The organism is Roseovarius aestuariivivens (assembly GCF_004761875.1).
GTDB classification, from domain to species: domain Bacteria; phylum Pseudomonadota; class Alphaproteobacteria; order Rhodobacterales; family Rhodobacteraceae; genus Roseovarius; species Roseovarius aestuariivivens.
Genome location: NZ_SJEY01000001.1, coordinates 602285 through 622846 on the forward strand (window position 1 = coordinate 602285; position 20562 = coordinate 622846).

Genomic DNA, 20562 nt, shown 5'->3' on the forward strand with positions numbered 1-20562 from the left:
TTGGACTGAGTGCATAAGAAGGTTGTAAATTTCTTTTACTCAGCGGGTAAAATCCGTGGGAATTGGGGGTAGGCACGTATGTCGCAGCGCAGCATGATCGGCACTCGAATTCGTCAAAGACGGGTGTCGAGCGGTTTGCGACAGGCGGAACTGGCAAAGCTAGCGGGTATTTCCGCGTCTTATCTCAACCTAATCGAGCACAACCGCCGACGAATCGGCGGCAAGACCCTGACGCAGATTGCACAAGTTCTGGAGGTCGAGCCGGCCAGCCTTCGAGAAGGTGCGGAGGTCACCTTGCTCACGGCGCTCCGCGAGGCGGCAGGCGCGCGGGCCGGCAGTTCGCAGAGACCCGCGCCGGAGCTTGATCGTATCGAGGAATTCGCCGGACGTTTCCCGGGATGGGCCGGCCTTCTGGCAGAGCTAGAGGCGCGGCGCGGCGCGTTGGAACGCACGGTCGAGGTGCTGACCGAGCGCCTGGCCCATGATCCGCAGCTTGCCGGCGCGTTGCACGAAGTTATTTCGACCGCGACCGCGATCCGGTCCACCGCGGCGATCCTCGCCGAAACCCGAGAGCTGGAGCCGGAATGGCAAATGCGCTTTCACCGCAATATCAACGAGGACGGCAAACGGCTGGCCGATGGCGCAGAGGCGCTGATGCGGTACCTCGAAGGCGGTCCGGACACCGGGTCGGATATCAAGTCGCCGCAGGACGAACTTCATGCCTTTCTCGACGCGCATGGGTTTCACTTTCCGCAGCTCGAAGGGTGGGGCGCGGGGACGCGCGTGGCGTCGCTTGTCGAGAATGCCAAGATGCTGGAGACGGCATCGGCCCGTGTTCTGGCGTCTGAGGTCCTGACGCAATACGTGGACGATGCGCGGGCGCTGCCGCTTGACCAGATGCAAAGGCTGATTGCCCGACACGGGGCTGCGCCCGATGACATTGCGGATGAAACGGCCCGACCGCTGGCGCAGGTTTTTCGCCGGCTCGCAATGTTGCCGGAGGATGTCGCCGGTGGGCCGCTCGGGCTAATCGTCGCCGATGCCGCAGGCGCGATCCTGTTGCGCAAACCCGTGCACGACTTTGCGGTGCCCCGTGGCGGCGCGGGATGTGCACTCTGGCCGCTTTACGAGGTTTTCGTACAGCCCGCACGGCCCGTTCGCGCTGTGCTCCGGCAGGGGGATTTGCGGCTGGAGGCATTGGCCGTGGCGGAACAGTTGCGGCCGGCAGGTTTCGACCGCATCGGGATTTTTCGCGCGCATATGCTGCTTCGACCGCAGACGGGTAGCGCGGAAAGCGCCCGGCAGGTCGGGGCGACCTGCCGGGTGTGTTCCATTCCGGGGTGCGCCGCGCGGCGTGAGCCGTCGATCCTGATGGACGGTCTGTGACCGCGGGATGCTTTTGACAGTTGCCTGAAGACCGGCAATAGTCATTCGGCGCTGGGTTTGATCGGAGGGGAGGCCGGTTGAATGGGGAAAACAGTGCTGCTTATCGAGGATGAGCAGAATATCATTGAGGCGGTCAGCTTTATCCTGTCGCGGGATGGATGGGACGTGAAGATCCATGCGAACGGTCATGACGCCATGGACGCGGTGCGGACACGACGGCCAGACGTGGTCATCCTGGACGTGATGCTGCCTGGTAAAAGCGGGTTCGACATCCTGTCGGAAATCCGGGCCGACATGGCGTTCAAGGATCTGCCGGTCATGATGCTGTCGGCCCGAGGTCAGACACGCGATCTTGACATGGCGCGCCGCGCGGGCGCCAACCGGTACATGACGAAGCCGTTTTCGAATGCCGAGGTTCTGGACGCGGTTCGCGCTCTGGTGCCGACATGACGGACAAGGCGCGGCCCGTTTTCGTTGCGCGCCGGACCTATCGACAGCGCAGGATGGCTGATGCCGCGCGCCTGCTTCCGGTGCTCGGTGCGGGGCTGTTCCTTGTGCCGCTGCTCTGGCGATCTGACGGGGCCAGTGTGGGCGAAGGCGATGCGGTGGCCGCTTCGGGGGCGGGCACGGTCGAGGTCATGCTGTATCTCTTTCTCGTCTGGATCTTTCTCGCGGCTGCGGCAGGGCTGATTTCCTACCGCCTGCCGGCACCCCAGGACGAGACGCGCCGGGACGGACAAGGGTAAGGGCCGCGCGATGGCCACGCTCAATATCATGGTTCTGGTGGCGCTGGCCTATGTCACGTTGCTGTTCGCCGTGGCGTTCGCAGCCGACCGGGCCGCAGCGCGGGGACGGGCGCGATGGCTGCGCTCGCCGCTGGTCTATACGCTGTCGCTGTCGATCTATTGTACCGCCTGGACCTATTACGGCGCGGTCGGTTTCGCGGCCCGTTCGGGGCTGGAATACGTCACCATTTATCTTGGCCCGACGCTGGTCGTGATCGGCTGGTGGTGGACCCTGCGCAAGATGGTGCGGGTGGGGCGCAGTCAGCGCATCACCTCCATCGCCGACCTGATTTCGTCACGCTTCGGCAAATCGAATGCGCTTGCCGTCTTCGTCACGCTCGTCGCGCTTTTGGGCACGACGCCCTATATCGCGCTGCAGCTACAGTCACTGACCTTGTCTGTCGTCGCTTTTGCGGAGGCCGACCCGACGCGGGAGGTGGCGGTCAACCGGCAGTCGACCGCTTTTTGGGTGGCGGCGGGCATGGCGCTTTTCGCGATCCTGTTCGGCACGCGCAACCTTGATGCCAATGAACGCCACCATGGGATCGTCATGGCGATCGCGCTTGAAGCTGTGGTGAAGCTGGTCGCGCTGCTGGCTGTGGGGATTTTCGTCGTGTGGGGGCTTTCGGGCGGGGTTTCCGAAACGCTGGCGCGCATCGACCGCTCGGCCATCGCAGAGTTCGAGGTGCCAGGCAGCCGCTGGGTGGGGCTGACGCTTCTTTCCGCGGCGGCGTTCCTGTGCCTGCCGCGGATGTTTCAGGTGATGGTCGTGGAGAATGAGGACGAACGTCACCTGCGCACCGCTGCCTGGGCCTTTCCGGCTTACATGATGCTCATGAGCCTCTTTGTCGTGCCGATCGCGGTCGTCGGGCTTGATCTCAGTCCGGAGGGCGCGAACCCCGATCTTTTCGTTCTCACCCTGCCGCTGATGGGCGGGCAGGAGGGGTTGGCCATCCTGTCCTTTCTTGGAGGTTTCAGTAGCGCGACCTCGATGGTGATCGTCGCGGCCATCGCGGTGTCGACCATGGTGTCGAACCACGTCGTGATGCCGGTCTGGCTTTGGCTGACGGGGGGCTCGGCGGTGATGTCGGGCGACGTGCGGCTTGTCGCGATGCGGGCGCGCCGCATTTCCATCGCGATCACGTTGTTCTTGGGATATCTCTATTTCCGCCTGTCCGGCGGTGGCGCGGCGCTTGCGTCGATCGGTCTGATCTCCTTCGTGGGGGTGGCGCAATTCCTGCCGCCGCTGATCGGCGGGCTCTTCTGGCGGGGCGCCAATCGCAAGGGCGCGCTTGCCGGGCTCAGCGTGGGTTTCGCGCTCTGGCTTTACTGCCTCTTCCTGCCAAGCTTTGGGCCCTCTTTCCTGATGCCGGTCAGCGTGCTGGAGCAGGGCGCGTTCGGCCTGAGCTGGCTTCGTCCACAAGCGCTCTTTGGACCGGCCGTGCTCGATCCGGTCATTCACGCGTTCCTATGGAGCATTTCTCTCAACACGCTGATCTTCATCGTGGTGTCGATTTTCAGTTTCCCGCAGCCGGTCGAACGGCTTCAGGGCGCGCAGTTCGTCAACGTGTTCGACCATTCCGGCACCACAGGAGGCTGGACTGGTGGATTGGCGCAATCCGAGGATCTGCTCATCATGACGCAGCGGATCATGGGCGCGCAGGAGGCACAGGCCCTTTTTGCCGCTGCCGCGCGCGAGCAGGGCATCGGCGGATATCTTCCCGAACCCACGCCCGATTTTCTTGTCACGCTCGAACGCGCGCTGGCCGGCTCGGTCGGCGCCGCGACGGCGCACGCGATGATAAGCCAGATCGTGGGCGGCGCCAGCGTGTCTGTGCAGGACCTCATGGCGGTGGCAGATGAAACAGCGCAGATCATGGAATATTCCAGCCAGCTGGAGGCCAAGACACAGGAACAGGAGCGGACCGCCCGCCAGCTGCGGCAGGTCAACGAAAAGCTGACGCAGATCTCCCTGCAGAAAGACGCGTTTCTCAGCCAGATCAGCCACGAACTTCGCACACCGATGACATCGATCCGGGCGTTTTCCGAGATTCTGCGCGATACCGGCGAACTGACCGCTGAGGAAGAAAGCAAATACGCGTCGATCATCCACGACGAGGCGATCCGATTGACCCGTCTGCTCGACGATCTTCTGGACCTCAGCGTGCTGGAAAATGCGCAGATTGTGCTTAATCCGGAGCATGGCCAGCTGGGCGGCTTGATCGATCGGGCCTTGATGGGGGCGGGCCTGTCGGAGGCGTCGATCCGCGTCCGGCGGCGTCCCGAGGACGAGGCGATCTCTCTTTACACGGATCTTGACCGGCTGGCGCAGGTGTTCATCAACGTGATGTCGAATGCCCGCAAATACTGTGACGCCCCGAACCCCGAATTGCGGATCCGCGTTCTGCGAGAGGCCGATCATGTGGCCGTGGATTTCATCGATAACGGTTCCGGTATCCCGGCGGGTGAGCAGGGCACGATTTTCGAGAAGTTCGCCCGCGTCAGCGAAACCCGGGCCGGTGGCGCGGGGCTTGGGCTGGCTATCTGCCGCGAAATTATGGCCCGTCTGGGAGGTTCGATCACTTACGTGCCGGGGCAGGAGGGCGCGGCCTTTCGGGTTCTGGCGCCGATGGCGCTGCCGGGGCAGGCCACTGCGGCGCAATAGGTCGGCAGTAATATTCTTTTAACCTTCCTGCGGTTACATGACCGCGGTTCCCTCGGATTCAGAAACAGCGGTGGAGATGCATGAGCAGCGCGGACGGGCAATCGATCATCCATCGCAAGGCGAAAGTGGCACGCGACGGGTTCGAGGCGCGTGAGATGTCCGCGCCCAAAGCGCTGCGCCTCGCCCTTGCCAGGGCGGGCGAGGCGCTTTACGGGCTGGCCTTGCGCGTCCGCACGGTCGAGCAGGAAACGCTGACGCTTGACGCCATCGAGGAAGCGGTCGGAGACGACGGGCTGCTGATCCTGCTTGACGGCGCCGAGGGGGAACGCGGCGCGATCAAGCTCGATCTGCAATTCGTCTCTGGTCTTATCGAAATGCAACTGATGGGACGCTTGCGCCGGACCGAGGCCGCCCCCCGTACCTTTACCCCCACCGATGCCGCCATTGCAGAACCCTTGATGAATGCGCTTCTTGATGGGGCTGAGGAAGACCTCGCAGAAGAAAACCTGCCGCCGCTGTCGCCGGGGCTGCGGTTTGGCGACCGGGTCGAGGACGGTCGCATGCTCGCGCTTGCCTTGACGGGATCTGATTTTGATATTTTCCGAATGACGGTGGACATGGACAAGGGCGCCAAGACCGGTGTTCTGACTCTCATTCTGCCTGAGAGACCCGCGGCCAGCGATCTGGCCGACGGCGTCGACGGACAAAACCTGCAGGCAAAACTTGAGGAAAACGCGCTCAACGCGCCGGTCATGCTTGATGCGGTGCTTGGCAAGGTGCGGTTGCCGCTCAACAAGATCTGCGCCTGGCGTCCCGGTACGCTTTTGCCGCTGGCGCCTGATGCGTTGCACGATGCGCGGCTCAATGGCGCGGAGGGGCATCGCGTGGCCAAGGTCAAGCTGGGCCAGCTTAACGGGTTTCGGGCGGTGCGGCTGATGATCGAGGATGACGCCCGCACTGAGACGGGCGAGAATGTGGAGCCGACCGGTAAGGCCCCTCAGGCGCGGGGCTTGCTCGTTGACGGAACCGATCCCGGCACAGGTGAGGACACCGCCGGGAAATCCGATGGCTGGGCTCAGGTCGCCGGAGAGGCCGCAAGGCAGGAGGATCCTGGCAAGGATGCTGCTGAAACCGAGACCGATCTGGCCCCAAATCACGATCACATGCGGAAACTTATCGATCAGGACGGCGGTTCGACGGCGCCGCCTGAACCGCAAACAGCAACCGAGGAACCGACATGGTGACTCGGCGCCGGTCCGAAACCGGGCTTCGTGACCTGTCAAAAGGTCATCCAGCGCGCAAAAAACAGGCAGGGCGCCGCAAAGGTGCGTATCCGGTCAAACAACTCTTTGGCCTGCGCGGTACGCTATGGTAGACATGTAGGGCTTTGAGATCGGGACAGGCCCCAGAGAGGGCCAAGGCCGGCAAGGGAGGAAGAAGCGTCATGACGAACACCTTTTTGCAGGAGATCAAGCGACTTCAGCATCAGATCCTGGATCTTGGTGAGGCGGAGCGGTATCGCTTGCAGCCACGCCTTGCCGGGCTTTTGGGTCAGATGCGGGACGCAGGCGAACCAATTCCCGCAAAGCTGCGCCGTCTGAATGACGAGCTTCTCGACGAAGCCATAGAGGCACAGTTCGACAACATGCCCGTCTGAAATCGGTCCGCCCGGCCGGGAAAGCTTGCGCCGGGTCCCTGAATCGCGGTCTAATCCCGCGAAGTCAAAGGGTTGAGGCGGGGCGAGGCGGCGTGTCCGAGGTCAAGTATCACATCGAAGAAGGCGTGGCGGTTCTGACCATGGAACGCGGCCGCGCAAATGCACTGGCACCGTCGCTCAGAGCCGATCTGGCCGCGGCGCTCGAGCGTGCCGCCGGCGACGATCAGGTTGCGGCTGTCGTCCTGCAGGGTGCCGGAGGGGTCTTCAGTTCGGGCGTCGATATCGCGGAATACGATGCGCCGCTGGCGTCGCCCTGGATCGACGTGCTGGCCCGTCGGATCGAAACCTTTCCGAAACCCGTGGTCGCCGCGCTGCACGGCGCAGCCCTTGGCGCCGGTCTCGAACTGGCACTTGCCGCGCATGGCCGCGTTGTGCGGAACTCCACGCGGCTGGCCCAGCCCGAAGTGACGCTTTCGCTTGTCCCCGGTGGGGGCGCGACCCAGCGTCTGCCGCGCCTTCTGGGGGCGCAGGCCGCGCTGGAACTGATGCTGGCAGGCCGCGCCGTAGCGCCCGATGATCCAAGGTTGCGCCAGATCTTCGACGAAGTCACCACTGATGAGCCGCTTGCGCCCGCGCTTGCGCTGGCGCGGCGACTGGCGCGCGCGGGGACGTGGACCCGCACCTGTGATATCGAGCGCGGATTTTCCGACCCGGAAGGCTATCAAAAGGCGATTTCCGCGGTCGGGGCGCAGGTCAGAGCCAAGACCAGCGCCGAGGCCGACGTTCTGCGATGTGTCGAGGCGGCGCAGCTTTTGCCGTTTGAACAGGGCCTTGCCTTTGAACGGACGGTTTTCGAAGAGCGGATCGCGTCGCCTGCCGCACGGGCCATCCGGCACGTCTATACCGCCGAACGGCGGGCCCAGATGCATCCCGGCCTGCAGGATGCGCGGCCCCGTGAGATCCGCCAGGTGGCGCTTATCGGGGACGATCCGCAGGTGGCTCAATTGGCCATTCACTGCTTGGATCAGGGGCAACACGTGACCATCACGGGACCGAATGCGGATGCCCTGGCCGCCCGCACCGCAGCCATCTACGAGGCGGCCGTTTCACGCGGCCGTCTTGCGGATGCGGCGCGCGAGGCGGCCCTGGCGCGGCTCGCAATCGTTCCGACCGATCAAGCGATACCCGTGGCCGATCTTGTTCTGGAGGCAAAGGGCAGCGTTCCGGGCAGCGCGCGCCCGAAGCCGGACGCCGTCTGGTGTGTTCTTGATGATGTGGGCCAGGCTGAATTGCGGGCCGCCGATCTTGGTACGCCTGTCGTGACCTTGCGCGTCTACCGTCCCGCACACAGTTCCAGGCTTGCGGAATTCGCCGCGCTCGACACCACGCCAGTGGATGTTTTGGCCAGTGTCGTGGCCTATTTCGGCAGGGCGGGGCGATCGGTTCTGCGCAGCGCCGTCAGGCCCGGTCTTCTGGGGCATCGTGCCATGGCGCCGGGTTTGTGCGCGGCGCTTTCCCTTGTCCGTGCAGGCGCCGATCCGTCGGCGGTGGATCTGGCGGCGCGAGATCTTGGTTTTGCCGACGGGCCATTTCGCATGATCGAGATTGACGGACCCGCGGAGGTCGAGGCACGACTGGAGCGGATCTGTGGCAGCGGGGCGCAGGCCGAACTTGATCTGCTCAGGGCCCTTCGCGACCGCGAAGACGGGGAAACGGGCGCCACGGAAGGCAAAGACAGCGATCCGGCCCTGGCGCATTGGTTGCAGGCATGGCGTTCCCGGCAGGGTGATCTGCCGTCGCTGCCGCAGGGTGTGTCCCTGCGCGACGCAATGCACGCGGCGCTGGTGAATGGTGCTGCGCGGATGATCGAAGGCCGGGAGGTGATGCGCGCGTCGGATATCGACCTTTGCTTCGTGCAGGGTTACGGGTTTGCGCGGGACAAGGGCGGCCCGTTGTTGCAGGCCGATATTCTTGGATTGCTCCCGCTCGTGCGAAAAATGAAGACCCTGCAGGAGATTTCCGAAAACATCTGGAAACCGGCCCCGCTGGTCGAAGAGATGGTCAAATACGGAAAACGTTTCTTCTAGGGCCTGCCTTAGGCAAGAGTGATGCCCAAAACCACGAGCATCAGACCGATCACCGACAGGAACAAGGCGCCCGTGTTCATTGGCACGACGCGGCGCAATTCCGCGCGCATCGCCTCTTCATCCAAGCCAGATTTGCGGGCGCGCGCCACGCGCAGGATACACCAGATCAAAAGAGCCAGCCCCGCTACCGTGACTGCGGCCCCGATCCAGACAAGGTTTTCCATGGCTGCGCCCTTCCTGTTGCAGGCAAGGACCTAGACCAGACAGGGGCGACCTTCAAGCCGTGCCGAAAACGGGGCTTGTCTGGGGGAGGGTGCAGAGGTAGTCAAAAACTCCGAGCAGAGGAGACGACCCATGGACGACCAAGTCACAGGCCCCGGACCCGACAGCAGCTATCGCGTGACCGCCGACGAGCTACGCCAGTTCATCGAGCGGTTCGAGCGACTGGAGTCGGAGAAGAAAGACATCGCCGAGCAGCAAAAAGAGGTGATGGCCGAAGCCAAGGCGCGGGGCTATGACACCAAGGTCATGCGCAAGGTCATTGCGCTGCGCAAGCGCGACAAGGACGACATTGCGGAGGAAGAAGCGGTTCTGGAAATGTACAAGGAAGCGCTTGGAATGTAAGCGAGCTAGGGCGCGATCATGTTCACGCCCGGAACGCGCTGCACCTCGAACAGATCCTCGTCATAGGCCTCGGTCATCTGGTCGACCAGCTCTTCGGTCCAGCCCGGCAGATCGAGTTCTTCCTCTATTTCCTCGTCGAGAATGAATTTATCGAGAAAGGCCGCGATCACGCGGCGTTTCTGGACCTCAGTCATGCCGGGATGGCTTTCGAGATAGGCCTCGAACCGCTTCATCCCGGCAGGGGTCATGATCTCGCGCAGGAGTGTGAACTCGCCTTCGAAAGACGCGGTCGGATCCAGCCCCGCAAGTTCGCGCACGACCTGCGCCCAGATCAGCGGCGTATCTTCGTTGCACCAAACTGTGATCGGCATGTCCGGAAAGGCATGGCGGATGCGGGCAATAGTTGGAGACCAGCGGAAATCGAGAGGTGGCACGCCGTTGAGATAATCGTCCATGCGCTTGTGCGGCGTTTTGTCAAAGAGAGCAGGCAAGAGGCTGGCAGGGTTCCGAAGGCCGAGAAACAGCTCGATATTGTCCCTCGGGAATAGTTGCTGTGCTGCGGTCAGCCGACGCTCTGCCGCGGGATAGATCTGACCTTGGCCGACGGCCATTTTCGGCGTGCCGAAGAAGCCTTGGTTCGACAGGACCAGCCGATCTGAACTTGGGTCATGTCCCACGGCGGCCAGAAACACGTCCCGAGCCTCCGAGGTTATGCCGCTTTCTAGCGCCTCGTGCAGTATGTCGCGCAGGAGCTTGCGGTAGGCCTGGGGATTGGGCACGTCGGTGCCGATACTGGCAAGAAGATCGGTATTCCTGACCAGGCAATTGACCAGCCTGTCCTCATCTGTGAGGTGCGCGCCTGCGTGGATAACGACCTGCATTCCAGTCCTCGATCGGAGTGTTCTGGCCGAATATAGACGCTTTTCCGGGACGTTAAACCGCTTTCGGGGAAGTGGGTCAGAGCCCGTGTCCTGTGCCGGTTGCGCGCTTGGGGCGCAAACGAAAAATGGCCCCGGTTAACGGGGCCATTTCATCAGTTCGTTCAGATCAGGCGACGAGCTTGGGCTCTGCCTCGGATTTTGGAGTGACGAGTGCCTCGTGTAGCGCCTTGATCGACGAGTCGAGGTCGTCGCGGTGGACCGCGAATTGCACATCGACAGACCGCGACCCCTGCAGCAGGCCCAGCACATCAATCCCGTGCTCGTCCAAGGCCGAAAGCCCTTTGAGCGTGACCTTGAGCCCGGCCAGTTCACGTCCAATGACTGCGGAGATGCCCATCGGGCGCACACTGACGCGCGACCCTGGGTACAACTGGGTCAGATCGCTTTCGGCCGAACGCACGGCTTTGAGCGGGGCATCGACATAATGGGTGATCGTGTTTGCGTTGGTCGACTTGGACACGATCCGGAGGTTATGCCGTTTCAGCACATCGAGAATGGCGCTGTCATACCCTTTGACGCCCACCATGTCCTGCTCGAAAAGCTCGAGCGCGTGTACTTGCACACCAGTGACCATCTCGACGCGGGCGTACTCTGCGGGCCGGTCGTCGATGAGCGTGCCCGGATCTTGGGGCTCAAACGCGTTCGTCACGCGCAGCGGAATGTTCGCCTGACGCAGCATTTTCGCAGCCGAGGGGTGGATCGCCTCCATGCCCATGTTCGACAGTTGGTCCGCGACGTCGTAGTTCGTGTGACCCAGCTTCACCACGGCGTCTTCGCCGACAAGGTTCGGATCGGCCGAGGACAGGTGAAATTCCTTGTGAATAATCGCCTCGCCCGCGCCGGTTAGAGATGCGATTTTCGAGAATGTGACCTCGGAATAGCCGCGGTCAAACTCTTTCATGAGGCCTTCCACGCATTGCGCATAGCCAGTCACGATCGGCAATTCGCTTTTCAGATCGATATCGCGCAAGCCGTCGACGATCCGGTCCTCCAGCGAATATTCGCCCTCATCACGCCAACCGGACAAATCGACAAAGCGCGCGGCAACACCGTGACGATTGAGAAGCTGCGCCGTAACGAAAGCAGAATGCGCTTCGCCGAGACCGGACAGCAATTCGCGGATGATGTTCATGTGCTGGCCGAGCCGGAAATGCCCGTAAGAGCACAGGCGGTGCAAGTCGATAAGACAGTTCCGAGCGCCGTCTATGCGGTCACGAACAAAATCGTCCGCAGCCTGCAGATCCGCCTTGTGCTTGAGAATGTCCGAATGCGCTTTTTGCATCGCCTGGCCGACCCGGCTTAGCGCGCTCATCCAACCATGATCGTTATCGTCGGCGTTGACAAAAAGGCCGTAAACGCCAGGCTCACCCGTTTTCTTGTCTTCAAGAAGCAGGTTCGTGATACCGCCATAGGCGGACACGACAAAGATGCGGTTATAAAGAGCGTCGCCGGACAGGTCCCCGATAAAGAGACTGTCGAGCAGCTCTGCCGTGCGGCTCATGGATGTGCCGCCGATTTTTTCGACCGTATGTGATTTGGTTTGGGTCACGATGGATCCTGTCCGTTTCGTTCGGGTCAGTTATGCTGTTTCCGCCGGGGCGTAAGAGCCGTCTTCGCGATGCACTTCGTTGCCGGTAATCGGCGGGTTGAAGCAGCACGCCAGCACTAACTCTTCCTCGCAAACGAGGCGATGCTTGTCGTGCTTGTCGAGCCCGTACATCACGCCCGGCTTGATCTCGTGCGTTTCGTTCGTGGCAAGATCGGTGATCGTGCCCTTACCCGAGATGCAGTAGACGCTCTCGAAGTGGTGCTTGTAGTGGAACACGTGTTCCGAACCGGCCTTTATCGTCGTGATGTGGAACGAAAAGCCCATGCCATCATCGGCGAGGAGCATGCGAACGGAATTCCACTCCGCGTCCGACACGGATTTGTCGGTGTTTTTGAGCTCGTTGAAGTCGCGAATTAGCATGATTTACTCCGCTGCCAGTTTGGCTGTTGCGATTTGTTCTGCGACGGCATCGGCGAGGATATCGAGGCCTTTTTCAAGAACCGTGTCCGGCGTTGTAAGTGGCGCGAGGATCTTGACCACCTCGTCATGTGCGCCAGACGTTTCGATGATCACGCCCTTTTTAAAGCAGGCAGCGCAGATTGCACCTGCAAGGTCGCCCGAGCCAACATCGATGCCGCGCATCATGCCACGGCCCTTAAGCTTGGCGTTCGGCACGTGTTCGGCGATCTCAGCAAGACGCTCTTTCAGGCGCTTGCCTTTCCGAATGACATCCTTGGAAAACGAGTCGTCTTTCCAGAACTTTTCCAACGCGACGCGAGCGGTCACGAAAGCGTGGGTGTTGCCGCGGAACGTGCCGTTGTGCTCGGCCGGTTTCCAGATATCCAGCTCTGGCTTCACGAGCAGGGCGGCAAATGGCAGGCCCATGCCCGAAAAAGATTTCGCCAGTGTGATCATATCGGGCTGAAACCCCATTCCTTCGGTGGAAAAGAACGTTCCGGTGCGGCCGCAGCCCGCCTGAATGTCATCGACGATCAGCAGGGCACCATGCTTTTTCGCGAGATCGGCAATACCCTTGAGCCACTCGGGCGATGCGGCGTTGAGGCCACCTTCGCCTTGGACAGGCTCCACAATGAAGGCCGCCGGGGCGTCGATTCCCGAAGACGGATTGTCCAGCATCAGCTCAATTTGCTTCAGCGTATCGACATCATCGCCGAACGCGCCCTCGAACGGCATGCGCGAAGTGCCGCAGATAGGCCCGCCACCTGCGCCGGCACGTTTGCCGGCGTTACCCGTGCAGGACAGGGCGCCAAGCGTCATTCCGTGAAAACCGTTCGTGAAGGCGATGATGTTCCGGCGACCGGTCACTTTCCGGGCAAGCTTCATCGCGGCCTCGACCGCATTGGTGCCTGTCGGCCCGACCATCATGACCTTGTGATCCATGTCGCGCGGCTTGAGAATGATATCCTCGAAAGCCTCCAGAAAGCGCGCCTTGGTGTCGGTGTACATGTCCAGGCCATGCGTGACGCCGTCGGACTGAATGTGCTCTATCAGAGCCGCCTGCATGTCGGGGTCGTTGTGCCCGTAGTTCAGCGACGAACAGCCCGCCAAAAAGTCGATATATTCACGACCCTGATCGTCGGTCATGATCGATCCCTTGGCTTTGACGAAGCTGGTCGGAAAGCTGTTGCAGTAGCTCCGTACCTGGCTTTCGCGTCGCGAGAAAATTTCGAATTTGTGTTCCTTGTCAGTCGACATTTTGAGGTCCAGTTGTTGGGAGAATTGGTGTCTCGAAGCGCGTGTTACGCCGCGGCGCTCAGCGCTTCTTCAAGACTGATTGTCACCAAGTGTTCGGTCGGCGCCTCGCCATTAAAGTGCTCGTCGCGCTTGAAATAGGCCTTACTTGTCAGGTCTGCGTCTTTCTTGTCAGCAAAGCGCTCAAAGAGGCTCCACGATGCGCTATTCGACGCGGTGATCGTTGTCTGCATCTTCGTGATATTCTTGCACTCGGGGCGAGAGACGATTTCGTTCAGCATACGCGAACCAAGGCCCTGACCACGCGCCTTTTCGGACACAGCGACTTGCCAGACAAAGATCGTGTCTTCGGCGTCCGGCAGAATGTATGCCGAAATCCAGCCCACGATATCCTTACGGCTCTCCGCCACAACGCAGGTGTCACGGAAGTGATCGCACTGGATCAAATTGCAGTAGACGGAATTCTCGTCGAGCGGCTTGCACTGTTCGATCAGCGCATTGACGTCGGCGCCATCCTGTGGCGTCGGTTTCCGAAAGGTGATGCGCGCATCGCGCTCTTTAGCGAGGTCTTTGGCCATGGTTGGTTCCAATCTGATCGTATTGTTGCACATCGGACAGACAAACTATCCTTAGCCGCAAAAAGTTTCAACAGACTAAGTAATTTTTTTCGGAAATAATAATAACTTCCTGTTTTACAATGAAAAAAAATCTTTATTACAACTTAACGTCATGCGGTGACTTGAAAGAATTGCTTTTATCATTAAAGTATGTTGGCCGTACACTACACGGGTTTTATGCAAGAGGTCAGCAGAAGATGGACCGAACCAGAGAAAGTCTTGTCGCGCTGCGCCGCATTTTGCGCGCGACAGAGATGTCGGGGCAGGAACTTGCGCGTTCCTCGGGGCTTACGTCGGTTCAGGCCCGTGTGCTCAACATCATCTCGGAAGATGGCAACCACGTTCCCAAGGAAATTGCTTTGCGACTGAATGTGTCGCAGGCAACGGTCACGGCCCTGCTGCAAAAGCTTGAAGCGAAAGGGCTAATCGCTCGGTGTCAAAGTGAGCAGGACCGCCGACAGTACAACCTTTGGCTGACCGAGGCGGGGCGCGCCGCGCTGAAACAGACGCCCGACGCCCTTCAGCAGGTTTACGTCACCCGGTTCGAGCAACTGCCCAAGTGGGAACAGTCGATGATCGTGGCGGCGTTGGAGCGCGTGGCGTATCTTATGGATGCGGAAAAGATTCACGCCGCGCCGGTGCTGGAACACGGCGATCTGGCAAGGGGCGCGTAGGCGCGGTTTTTCATTCTTGCCTCATGCCGCAAGTTTTGGCATAGCGCGGCACAGGATGCCCCTATAGCTCAGCTGGTAGAGCAACTGATTTGTAATCAGTAGGTCCGCGGTTCGAGTCCGTGTGGGGGCACCACTTTTCTCAACTCAGTCTTCTGTCGATCATCTTCGCTTGCATTTCGCGACACCTGTCGTAGCACTTTTCAAGGCAAGCGGTTCGGGTGATCAAAAACGGATGTGGACAGGCGGAAACACGATCGGAACGCCCTACTGGTGGGAGGAGGCCGCGCCGGAGACGACGTCGGACCCTCTGCCGGATCGGTGTGACGTGCTGGTCATTGGCGCGGGCTACACGGGGCTTTCTGCGGCGATCGCGGCCCATGACGCCGGCGCGCGGGTTGCGGTGGTCGAAGCCGGGATTCCTGGCGAAGGCGCCTCGAGCCGAAATGGTGGCATGTTCGGCGCACATCCCCGCCTTGGTTGGGACAAGCTGGCCCAACATTTCGGCGCCAGGACAGCCGATGCGCTTTTTGCTGAGGCGGCACCAGCGCTCAACTGGGCGAAAGATTTCATCAAGGCGGAAGGGATCGAGTGCGATTTCCAGACCACGGGCCGGATCCAACTTGCCTGGGCACAGTCGCATTTCGACGCGCAGAGGCGGCTGGCCAATGCGGTGCAGAGTAAAAGCACGGTCAATGCCAGTCTTGTCGAAAAATCCGGCCTTCGGCAGGAAATCGAGACCGACCGCTATGCCGGTGGCCTGCTCTTTCCCGATCATGGCGCCCTGCACCCGGCCAAATATCACCGGGGTATGATGCAGGCGGCGCGACGGCGGGATATTCCGGTGGTCAGTCATGCCCGTGTTCAAGCCTTGGCGCGCGATAAAGGCCGGTTCGACATACGCACCGCCAAGGGCACGGTTCGGGCCGACAAGGTGGTTCTGGCTACGAATGGATACACGACACGGCCGTTCCGTTGGCACGCACGCCGGGTTTTTCCTTTGCCGTCATACCTGATCGCGACCGAAACCTTGCCGTCCAACACGCTCGGTCACCTCGCGCCGGGGCGCCGCATGATGGTAGAGACGCGGGCGCGTCACAGTTATTTCAGGCTGTCCCCCGACGGCACCCGAATTCTGTTCGGCGGCCGCGCGTCGATGCGCGATCTGCCGCTCGACAAGGCCGCGAGGCGTCTGCGCGCCACGATGGTCGAAATCTGGCCTTCCTTGCGTGATGCGCGCCTCAGTCACGCGTGGATGGGATACACGGGGTATTCCTTCGCGCATATGCCTCACGTCGGAGAGCAGGACGGCCTTTGCTTTGCCATGGGCTTTTCCGGCTCAGGCACGGTCATGGCGCCCTATCTGGGAGCGAAGGCGGCATATCTCGCGGTCGGAGACGCGCGCGCGAAGACGGCCTATGCCGACACTCATCTGCCACGCCACATGCTGCATCTCTTCGACCGGCCGCATTTTCTCAAGCCGGCGGATATCTGGTACCGCTTCTGGGTCGACCGCATGGAAAACTGGCAGGCGCGTCGGGGGTCAGGCGGACAAACGCGGTGACGCGTCAAGTCCCGCGCCGCGCCAGAACACCAGCGCAAGCAGCGGCTGGTCCGATGTGGTCATGGCATGGGGCTGTTCGGGGGCATGCACCCTTGTGTCACCCGGGCCAAGCAGGCGAGGCGGCGCGCCGTCGGCATCAAAGAGGGCCGTGCCCGAGACGATCGTATAAAGCTCGGCCGGCGGGTGCTGATGCCGTGGGTAATAAAGGCCCGGTCCCCAATACCCTACCGTTATGCGGGCCTGATCGGACCGGAAATGGCCCTCCGGTCCGGCGAGTTCGAACCAGCCAAAGGTGTCCAGAAATTTCTGACCGACTTCCTCGGCTGTGTAGGAGTGTCGCCACTCGACATAAGGCGCGATCGCTTGCAGCGCGGCAAGCAGTGGCGCAGCCGCTTTCTTGACGAGACCGGGATCGGCGCACATGAGATCCGCGGCGGGCAGGGGATGCGCATCCCGTGGCTGCCAGCGCAGATCCTGCGGCCAGGGGCAAAAGGCGCGTGCGGCGGGCAGGGTGCTGTGCCATTTGCGTGCCTGTTCGAGCGCGGCATGGAAAATGGGCCGTGTATCGACGTCAGCGATCGTATCCGGAGCCGCTGTCGGCATGTCAAAGAAAGAGTGGATCGGCATGGCATCTGACCGCGGCTGGAACTCTGCCACGAAGCTTGACAGCGGACGCGCGGCCGGTCTTGTCCAAAAACGGCGTGCCGCTGCCGTGTTCGGCGGTTGCACACGGGCGGGGAATCGCCATTCCTTGCTGCATGCAGAGGTAAGGACCGGGATATGCAAAGCTATTGGCGGAATTTTATCGACGGTGAATGGGGCGACGGAGGCGCAGGGCGCGCCGAAATCGTCAACCCCGGCACGGGCGAGCGTCTGGCCGAGCAGGCCATGGCAGATGCAGCCGACGTGGACCGCGCGGTGCGCGCCGCCTTGCGGGTTCATGAAAGCGGCGCTTTGATCGATATGCGCCCGGTCGAGCGGGGCCGCATGGTTCAGTCCATGGGGCGTTTCTTGACGGAGCATGAAGAAGACATCGCGCATGTCTTGTGCCTGGAGCAGGGAAAACCCTTGTGGGAGGCACGCCGCGAAATCGCAGGTGCGGCGCGGTATTTCGAATACTACGGGAATCAGGCCGAAACCCTCGAAGGCCGCTCGATCCCGCTTGGCGCCGGCTATGTCGATTTCACGCAGTCAGAACCCTACGGCGTTTCCGCACAGATCATACCATGGAATTTTCCGGTCGAGATTGCAGCACGGTCGCTTGCGGCGGGTCTGGCCACGGGCAATGCCTGTGTCGTCAAGACGTCGGAACTGACGCCGCTTTCGAGTGCCTGGCTGGCTGAGGCGGCGGTCGCTGCGGGGTTTCCGGCAGGTGCGGTCAATATCTTTTGCGGCTGGGGCCACGAGGCAGGCGCTGCGCTTGCAGGGCATGGGGAAGCGCGCCAGATCGTCTTCACGGGTTCTGTCGCCACCGGAATCAAAGTGGCCGAAGCCGCCGCCCGGCATATCGCGCCCTGTGTTCTTGAATTGGGCGGCAAATCGGCTGCCATCGTGCATGAGGATGCGGATCTCGACGCATTCGAGCGGGATATCCGCTGGGGCATCTATTTCAACGCAGGCCAGATCTGTTCGGCGATGAGCCGCGTGATCGTTCACGAGGCGCGCCATGAAGAACTGGTCGAACGCGCGGCGCAGGTGGCGCGCTCGCTGTCGGTTGGCCCGGGGATCGACCGCGACACACCGGGGTTGACGATGGGCGCCATGGCCAGCGACACACAGCGCGACCGGGCGGCTGGCATGGTGTCTGATGCCGAGAGACAGGGGGCGCGGCTGGTGACCGGCGGGCGCAAAATGAATATTCCCGGCGCGTTTCTTGAGCCGACCGTGCTTAGCCAGGTGACACCGGACATGAGCATTGCGCAGGAAGAGGTCTTTGGCCCGGTTCTGTCAGTGATGTCGTTCCGGGACGAGGCCGAGGCCGTCCGGATCGCCAATGGGACCGAGTACGGGCTGGTTGCCGGTGTCTTCACGCGTGATCTGAACCGGGCCAGCCGGGCCGCGCAAAAGCTGCGCGCGGGGCAGGTTTTCGTCAACGAGTGGTTTGCAGGCGGCGTCGAGACGCCGTTTGGCGGTTACGGCAAATCGGGTTACGGGCGCGAAAAGGGACGCGAAGCGCTTTGGAACTACGTCCAGACGAAGAACATCGCGATGGCGGTACGCTGAGCATGGCGTTGCCGAGACAGCCGGACAGCCTTCGCGACGTGGTCGAGAATGGGCTTTGTATCGGCTGCGGCCTGTGCGAGGCGATGGCGCCCGAACGATGGTGCATGACCATGACACCCGAAGGCCGGTTGCGACCGGCCCCACTGGCGCCGGAAGACGCGACCGACGATGCCCCGATCCTTGCGGCCTGTCCCGGTGCCGTGGCCAAGGCCACGCCACGTGGTACGCAAAACGATGAGCTTTGGGGCAGTTACACCCGCATGAGCGTGGCTTGGTCGGCTGACCCCGATGTGCGCTTTCGTGCTGCGACCGGTGGCGTGTTGACCGCCCTCGGCATGCATCTTCTTCGCTTGGGCAAGGCGCGCTTTATTCTGCATTGCGCCGCGGACGAAAGCGCACCGCTGCGCACGCGCTGGGTTATCAGCGAAACGCCCGAGGATGTCGCCGCACGCTGCGGCTCGCGCTATGGCCCGTCGGACACGCTGGCCGGTCTCGAGGCCGCGCTTGTGCGGGACGAACCGTTTGCCGTGATCGCCAAACCCTGTGACGCGGGCGCTTTGCGCAGCCGGGCCGAGGCGGATCCGCGTCTGGCCCGGCGTCTTGTGGCGGTGTTGGTGATGGTCTGCGGCGGCGCCTCGGATCTTGGCAAATCCTGGGAAGTGCTGCGCGCCGTCGACGTGGCGGAGCGCGATGTCACGCTTTTCCGATACCGCGGCCACGGCAATCCCGGCCCCACCCGGATCGAAACACGAGACGGGCGCGCATTCGAGAAAACCTACAACGAGATGTGGGAGGACGAGAGCGGCTGGCGTATCCAGACCCGATGCAAGCTTTGTCCTGATGCCATCGGCGAGGCGGCGGATATCGCAGCTGCCGATATCTGGCCGGGTGCCGTGCCGGATGGAGAAGACGACGGCTTTAACGGTGTGATCCTTCGCACGCCGGAGGGCGACGCGCTTTGGCATTCGGCGCTCGAGGCGGGTGAACTCAGCGAAGGTGACACGATGCACCCGCGCGATTTCGACCGCGTTCAGCCACACCAGGTGTCCAAGAAACGGGCGCTGGCTGCGCGGCTTCGGGGCCTGGTGGCGGCGGGCAAGCCGGTCTTCGCACATGAAGGCCTGCGCCTGGACGCGCTAGATGGTCATGACCCGGACGAAGAAGCGGGAGCGTTGAGGCGCGCGCGGACAGGCCGCTTCGACGAAGACATGCCGACATGATGTCCAAACCGTTCTCGGAAGATCAGGCGCGTGGCATGCTTGTTGGCTTGGCGGTCGGGGATGCCTTGGGCGCAGGCCTTGCGGGACAGGTGCGCACGGATACTCCGCTCGTCGCCACCATGACTGGCGGCGGTCCGCACGGGCTCCGCCCCGGTCAGTGGACGGATGAGACGACACAGGCGATGTGTCTTGCGCAGATGCTGCGCTCGGCCAACGGATGGGATGCCGAAGACGCGATGAAGCGCCTGATCAATTGGCGAGATTACGGCTATCTTTCGCCCATTCGCAGGTGTTTCGACATGGACGACACGGTGGCCGATGCGCTGCGACGCTTCGAGCGGACCAAGAACCCCTATGCCGGTTCGCCAGATGAGACGAAGACGGGTAGTGCCGGAATAACGCGTCTGGCGCCGGTCGTGCTGGCCTACGGCGCCGTGACCGACTCGGCCATGGCCGTGGCGCAATTGCAAAGCCGCCTGACCCACGCCAGCCCTGTCTGTCAACGGGCCGCTGCGAGCATCGCGCGCCTTCTGGTTACGGGCGACAGTGCCTTGATGCCGCGACCGGACACGCCGCCCGATGCGGTGACCGACAACGTGATGTCTGTTCTACAGGCGGCTTTCTGGGCCTTCGGGCAAGGCGACACTTTCGAAAATGTGCTTGCCGCCGCGGTCACACTGGGTGGGGATGCAGACCGGGCAGGGGCGCTGACCGGCCAGATCGCCGGCCGGCTTTTCGGTTACGACGCCATTCCGACGTCATGGCGCAATTGTCTTTACGATCACGACAAGATCCTCACGGCAGCTGACGACCTCTTCGCCATGCGACCGATCGATATCTGACCGCCACCGCGAAAGGAC

At 62.0% G+C, this 20562-nt stretch carries 20 protein-coding genes and 1 tRNA gene; 14 read left to right on the forward strand and 7 right to left on the reverse strand.

The annotated features are described in order from the left end of the window. The first annotated feature begins 93 nt into the window (after positions 1 to 93). From EZV60_RS02950 to EZV60_RS02980, 7 genes are all read left to right on the forward strand, one after another. Entirely contained in the window at positions 94 to 1386 is a 1293-nt protein-coding gene (locus EZV60_RS02950) for a helix-turn-helix domain-containing protein (protein ID WP_342588762.1), read from the forward strand. Between the two features lie 81 nt (positions 1387 to 1467). After that, positions 1468 to 1836 (forward strand): response regulator transcription factor, encoded by a 369-nt coding sequence (locus EZV60_RS02955; RefSeq protein WP_135501961.1) that lies wholly within the window; start codon positions 1468 to 1470, stop codon positions 1834 to 1836. Continuing rightward, the gene (locus tag EZV60_RS02960; protein WP_135501963.1) at positions 1833 to 2132 is read left to right on the forward strand and encodes a hypothetical protein; all 300 of its coding nucleotides are present in this window, start codon (positions 1833 to 1835) and stop codon (positions 2130 to 2132) included. The genes EZV60_RS02955 and EZV60_RS02960 overlap by 4 nt, the downstream gene beginning before the upstream one ends. Before the next feature lie 10 nt (positions 2133 to 2142). Continuing rightward, positions 2143 to 4836: a sensor histidine kinase gene (locus tag EZV60_RS02965; protein ID WP_135501965.1), complete on the forward strand. Its 2694-nt coding sequence runs from the start codon at positions 2143 to 2145 to the stop codon at positions 4834 to 4836. A gap of 80 nt (positions 4837 to 4916) precedes the next feature. After that, on the forward strand, positions 4917 to 6080 hold the full coding sequence (locus EZV60_RS02970) for a FliM/FliN family flagellar motor switch protein (RefSeq protein ID WP_135501967.1): 1164 nt from the start codon (positions 4917 to 4919) through the stop codon (positions 6078 to 6080). A 200-nt stretch (positions 6081 to 6280) separates the two neighbouring features. Then, positions 6281 to 6493, forward strand: coding sequence for a hypothetical protein (locus EZV60_RS02975; RefSeq protein ID WP_135501968.1), 213 nt, complete (start codon positions 6281 to 6283; stop codon positions 6491 to 6493). A gap of 92 nt (positions 6494 to 6585) precedes the next feature. Next, a complete protein-coding gene (locus EZV60_RS02980) occupies positions 6586 to 8580 on the forward strand; it encodes an enoyl-CoA hydratase/isomerase family protein (RefSeq protein ID WP_135501970.1) in 1995 nt (664 codons plus the stop codon). An 8-nt stretch (positions 8581 to 8588) separates the two neighbouring features. Here the strand turns inward: EZV60_RS02980 and EZV60_RS02985 are convergent, their stop codons facing one another. Then, positions 8589 to 8804 carry a hypothetical protein gene (locus EZV60_RS02985; RefSeq protein WP_135501972.1) on the reverse strand — a complete coding sequence of 72 codons (216 nt, stop codon included), beginning with the start codon at positions 8802 to 8804 and terminating at the stop codon, positions 8589 to 8591. 130 nt (positions 8805 to 8934) lie between these two features. On the opposite strand from EZV60_RS02985, the gene EZV60_RS02990 reads away from it, so the two are divergent. Continuing rightward, a complete protein-coding gene (locus EZV60_RS02990; RefSeq protein ID WP_135501974.1) occupies positions 8935 to 9204 on the forward strand; it encodes a DUF2312 domain-containing protein in 270 nt (89 codons plus the stop codon). A gap of 5 nt (positions 9205 to 9209) precedes the next feature. On the opposite strand, the gene EZV60_RS02995 is transcribed toward EZV60_RS02990, so the two are convergent. The 5 genes from EZV60_RS02995 to ectA form a co-directional block, all read right to left on the reverse strand. Then, positions 9210 to 10085 carry a hypothetical protein gene (locus EZV60_RS02995; RefSeq protein WP_135501977.1) on the reverse strand — a complete coding sequence of 292 codons (876 nt, stop codon included), beginning with the start codon at positions 10083 to 10085 and terminating at the stop codon, positions 9210 to 9212. Positions 10086 to 10251: 166 nt separating this feature from the next. After that, a complete protein-coding gene (locus EZV60_RS03000) occupies positions 10252 to 11694 on the reverse strand; it encodes an aspartate kinase (RefSeq protein WP_135501979.1) in 1443 nt (480 codons plus the stop codon). Between the two features lie 30 nt (positions 11695 to 11724). Further along, a complete protein-coding gene (locus EZV60_RS03005; RefSeq protein WP_135501981.1) occupies positions 11725 to 12114 on the reverse strand; it encodes an ectoine synthase in 390 nt (129 codons plus the stop codon). 3 nt (positions 12115 to 12117) lie between these two features. After that, positions 12118 to 13410, reverse strand: coding sequence for a diaminobutyrate--2-oxoglutarate transaminase (ectB, locus tag EZV60_RS03010; RefSeq protein WP_135501984.1), 1293 nt, complete (start codon positions 13408 to 13410; stop codon positions 12118 to 12120). A 44-nt stretch (positions 13411 to 13454) separates the two neighbouring features. Further along, positions 13455 to 13985, reverse strand: a complete 531-nt coding sequence (gene ectA, locus EZV60_RS03015; RefSeq protein WP_135501985.1) for a diaminobutyrate acetyltransferase — start codon at positions 13983 to 13985, stop codon at positions 13455 to 13457. Positions 13986 to 14221: 236 nt separating this feature from the next. Between ectA and EZV60_RS03020 the strand changes: the two genes are divergently transcribed. The 3 genes from EZV60_RS03020 (at position 14222) to EZV60_RS03030 (ending at position 16259) form a co-directional block, all read left to right on the forward strand. Next, on the forward strand, positions 14222 to 14698 hold the full coding sequence (locus EZV60_RS03020) for a MarR family winged helix-turn-helix transcriptional regulator (protein WP_135501988.1): 477 nt from the start codon (positions 14222 to 14224) through the stop codon (positions 14696 to 14698). Between the two features lie 57 nt (positions 14699 to 14755). Continuing rightward, positions 14756 to 14831 (forward strand) — tRNA-Thr (locus EZV60_RS03025). A gap of 99 nt (positions 14832 to 14930) precedes the next feature. Next, positions 14931 to 16259, forward strand: coding sequence for an NAD(P)/FAD-dependent oxidoreductase (locus EZV60_RS03030; RefSeq protein ID WP_135501990.1), 1329 nt, complete (start codon positions 14931 to 14933; stop codon positions 16257 to 16259). Here the strand turns inward: EZV60_RS03030 and EZV60_RS03035 are convergent. Next, positions 16239 to 16886, reverse strand: a complete 648-nt coding sequence (locus EZV60_RS03035; protein ID WP_135501992.1) for a dimethylsulfonioproprionate lyase family protein — start codon at positions 16884 to 16886, stop codon at positions 16239 to 16241. The two genes, EZV60_RS03030 and EZV60_RS03035, sit on opposite strands and share 21 nt — an antisense overlap. 153 nt (positions 16887 to 17039) lie before the next feature. Here EZV60_RS03035 and EZV60_RS03040 point away from each other — a divergent pair, with 153 nt between their 5' ends. From EZV60_RS03040 to EZV60_RS03050, 3 genes are read left to right on the forward strand one after another with little or no spacing between them, the layout of a single operon-like run. Then, positions 17040 to 18482, forward strand: coding sequence for an aldehyde dehydrogenase family protein (locus EZV60_RS03040; protein WP_135501994.1), 1443 nt, complete (start codon positions 17040 to 17042; stop codon positions 18480 to 18482). Further along, positions 18437 to 19702 (forward strand): Coenzyme F420 hydrogenase/dehydrogenase, beta subunit C-terminal domain, encoded by a 1266-nt coding sequence (locus EZV60_RS03045; protein ID WP_135501996.1) that lies wholly within the window; start codon positions 18437 to 18439, stop codon positions 19700 to 19702. Before EZV60_RS03040 ends, EZV60_RS03045 begins: the two co-directional genes overlap by 46 nt. Next, positions 19699 to 20544 carry an ADP-ribosylglycohydrolase family protein gene (locus EZV60_RS03050; RefSeq protein WP_135501998.1) on the forward strand — a complete coding sequence of 282 codons (846 nt, stop codon included), beginning with the start codon at positions 19699 to 19701 and terminating at the stop codon, positions 20542 to 20544. Before EZV60_RS03045 ends, EZV60_RS03050 begins: the two co-directional genes overlap by 4 nt. Positions 20545 to 20562 lie beyond the last annotated feature (18 nt).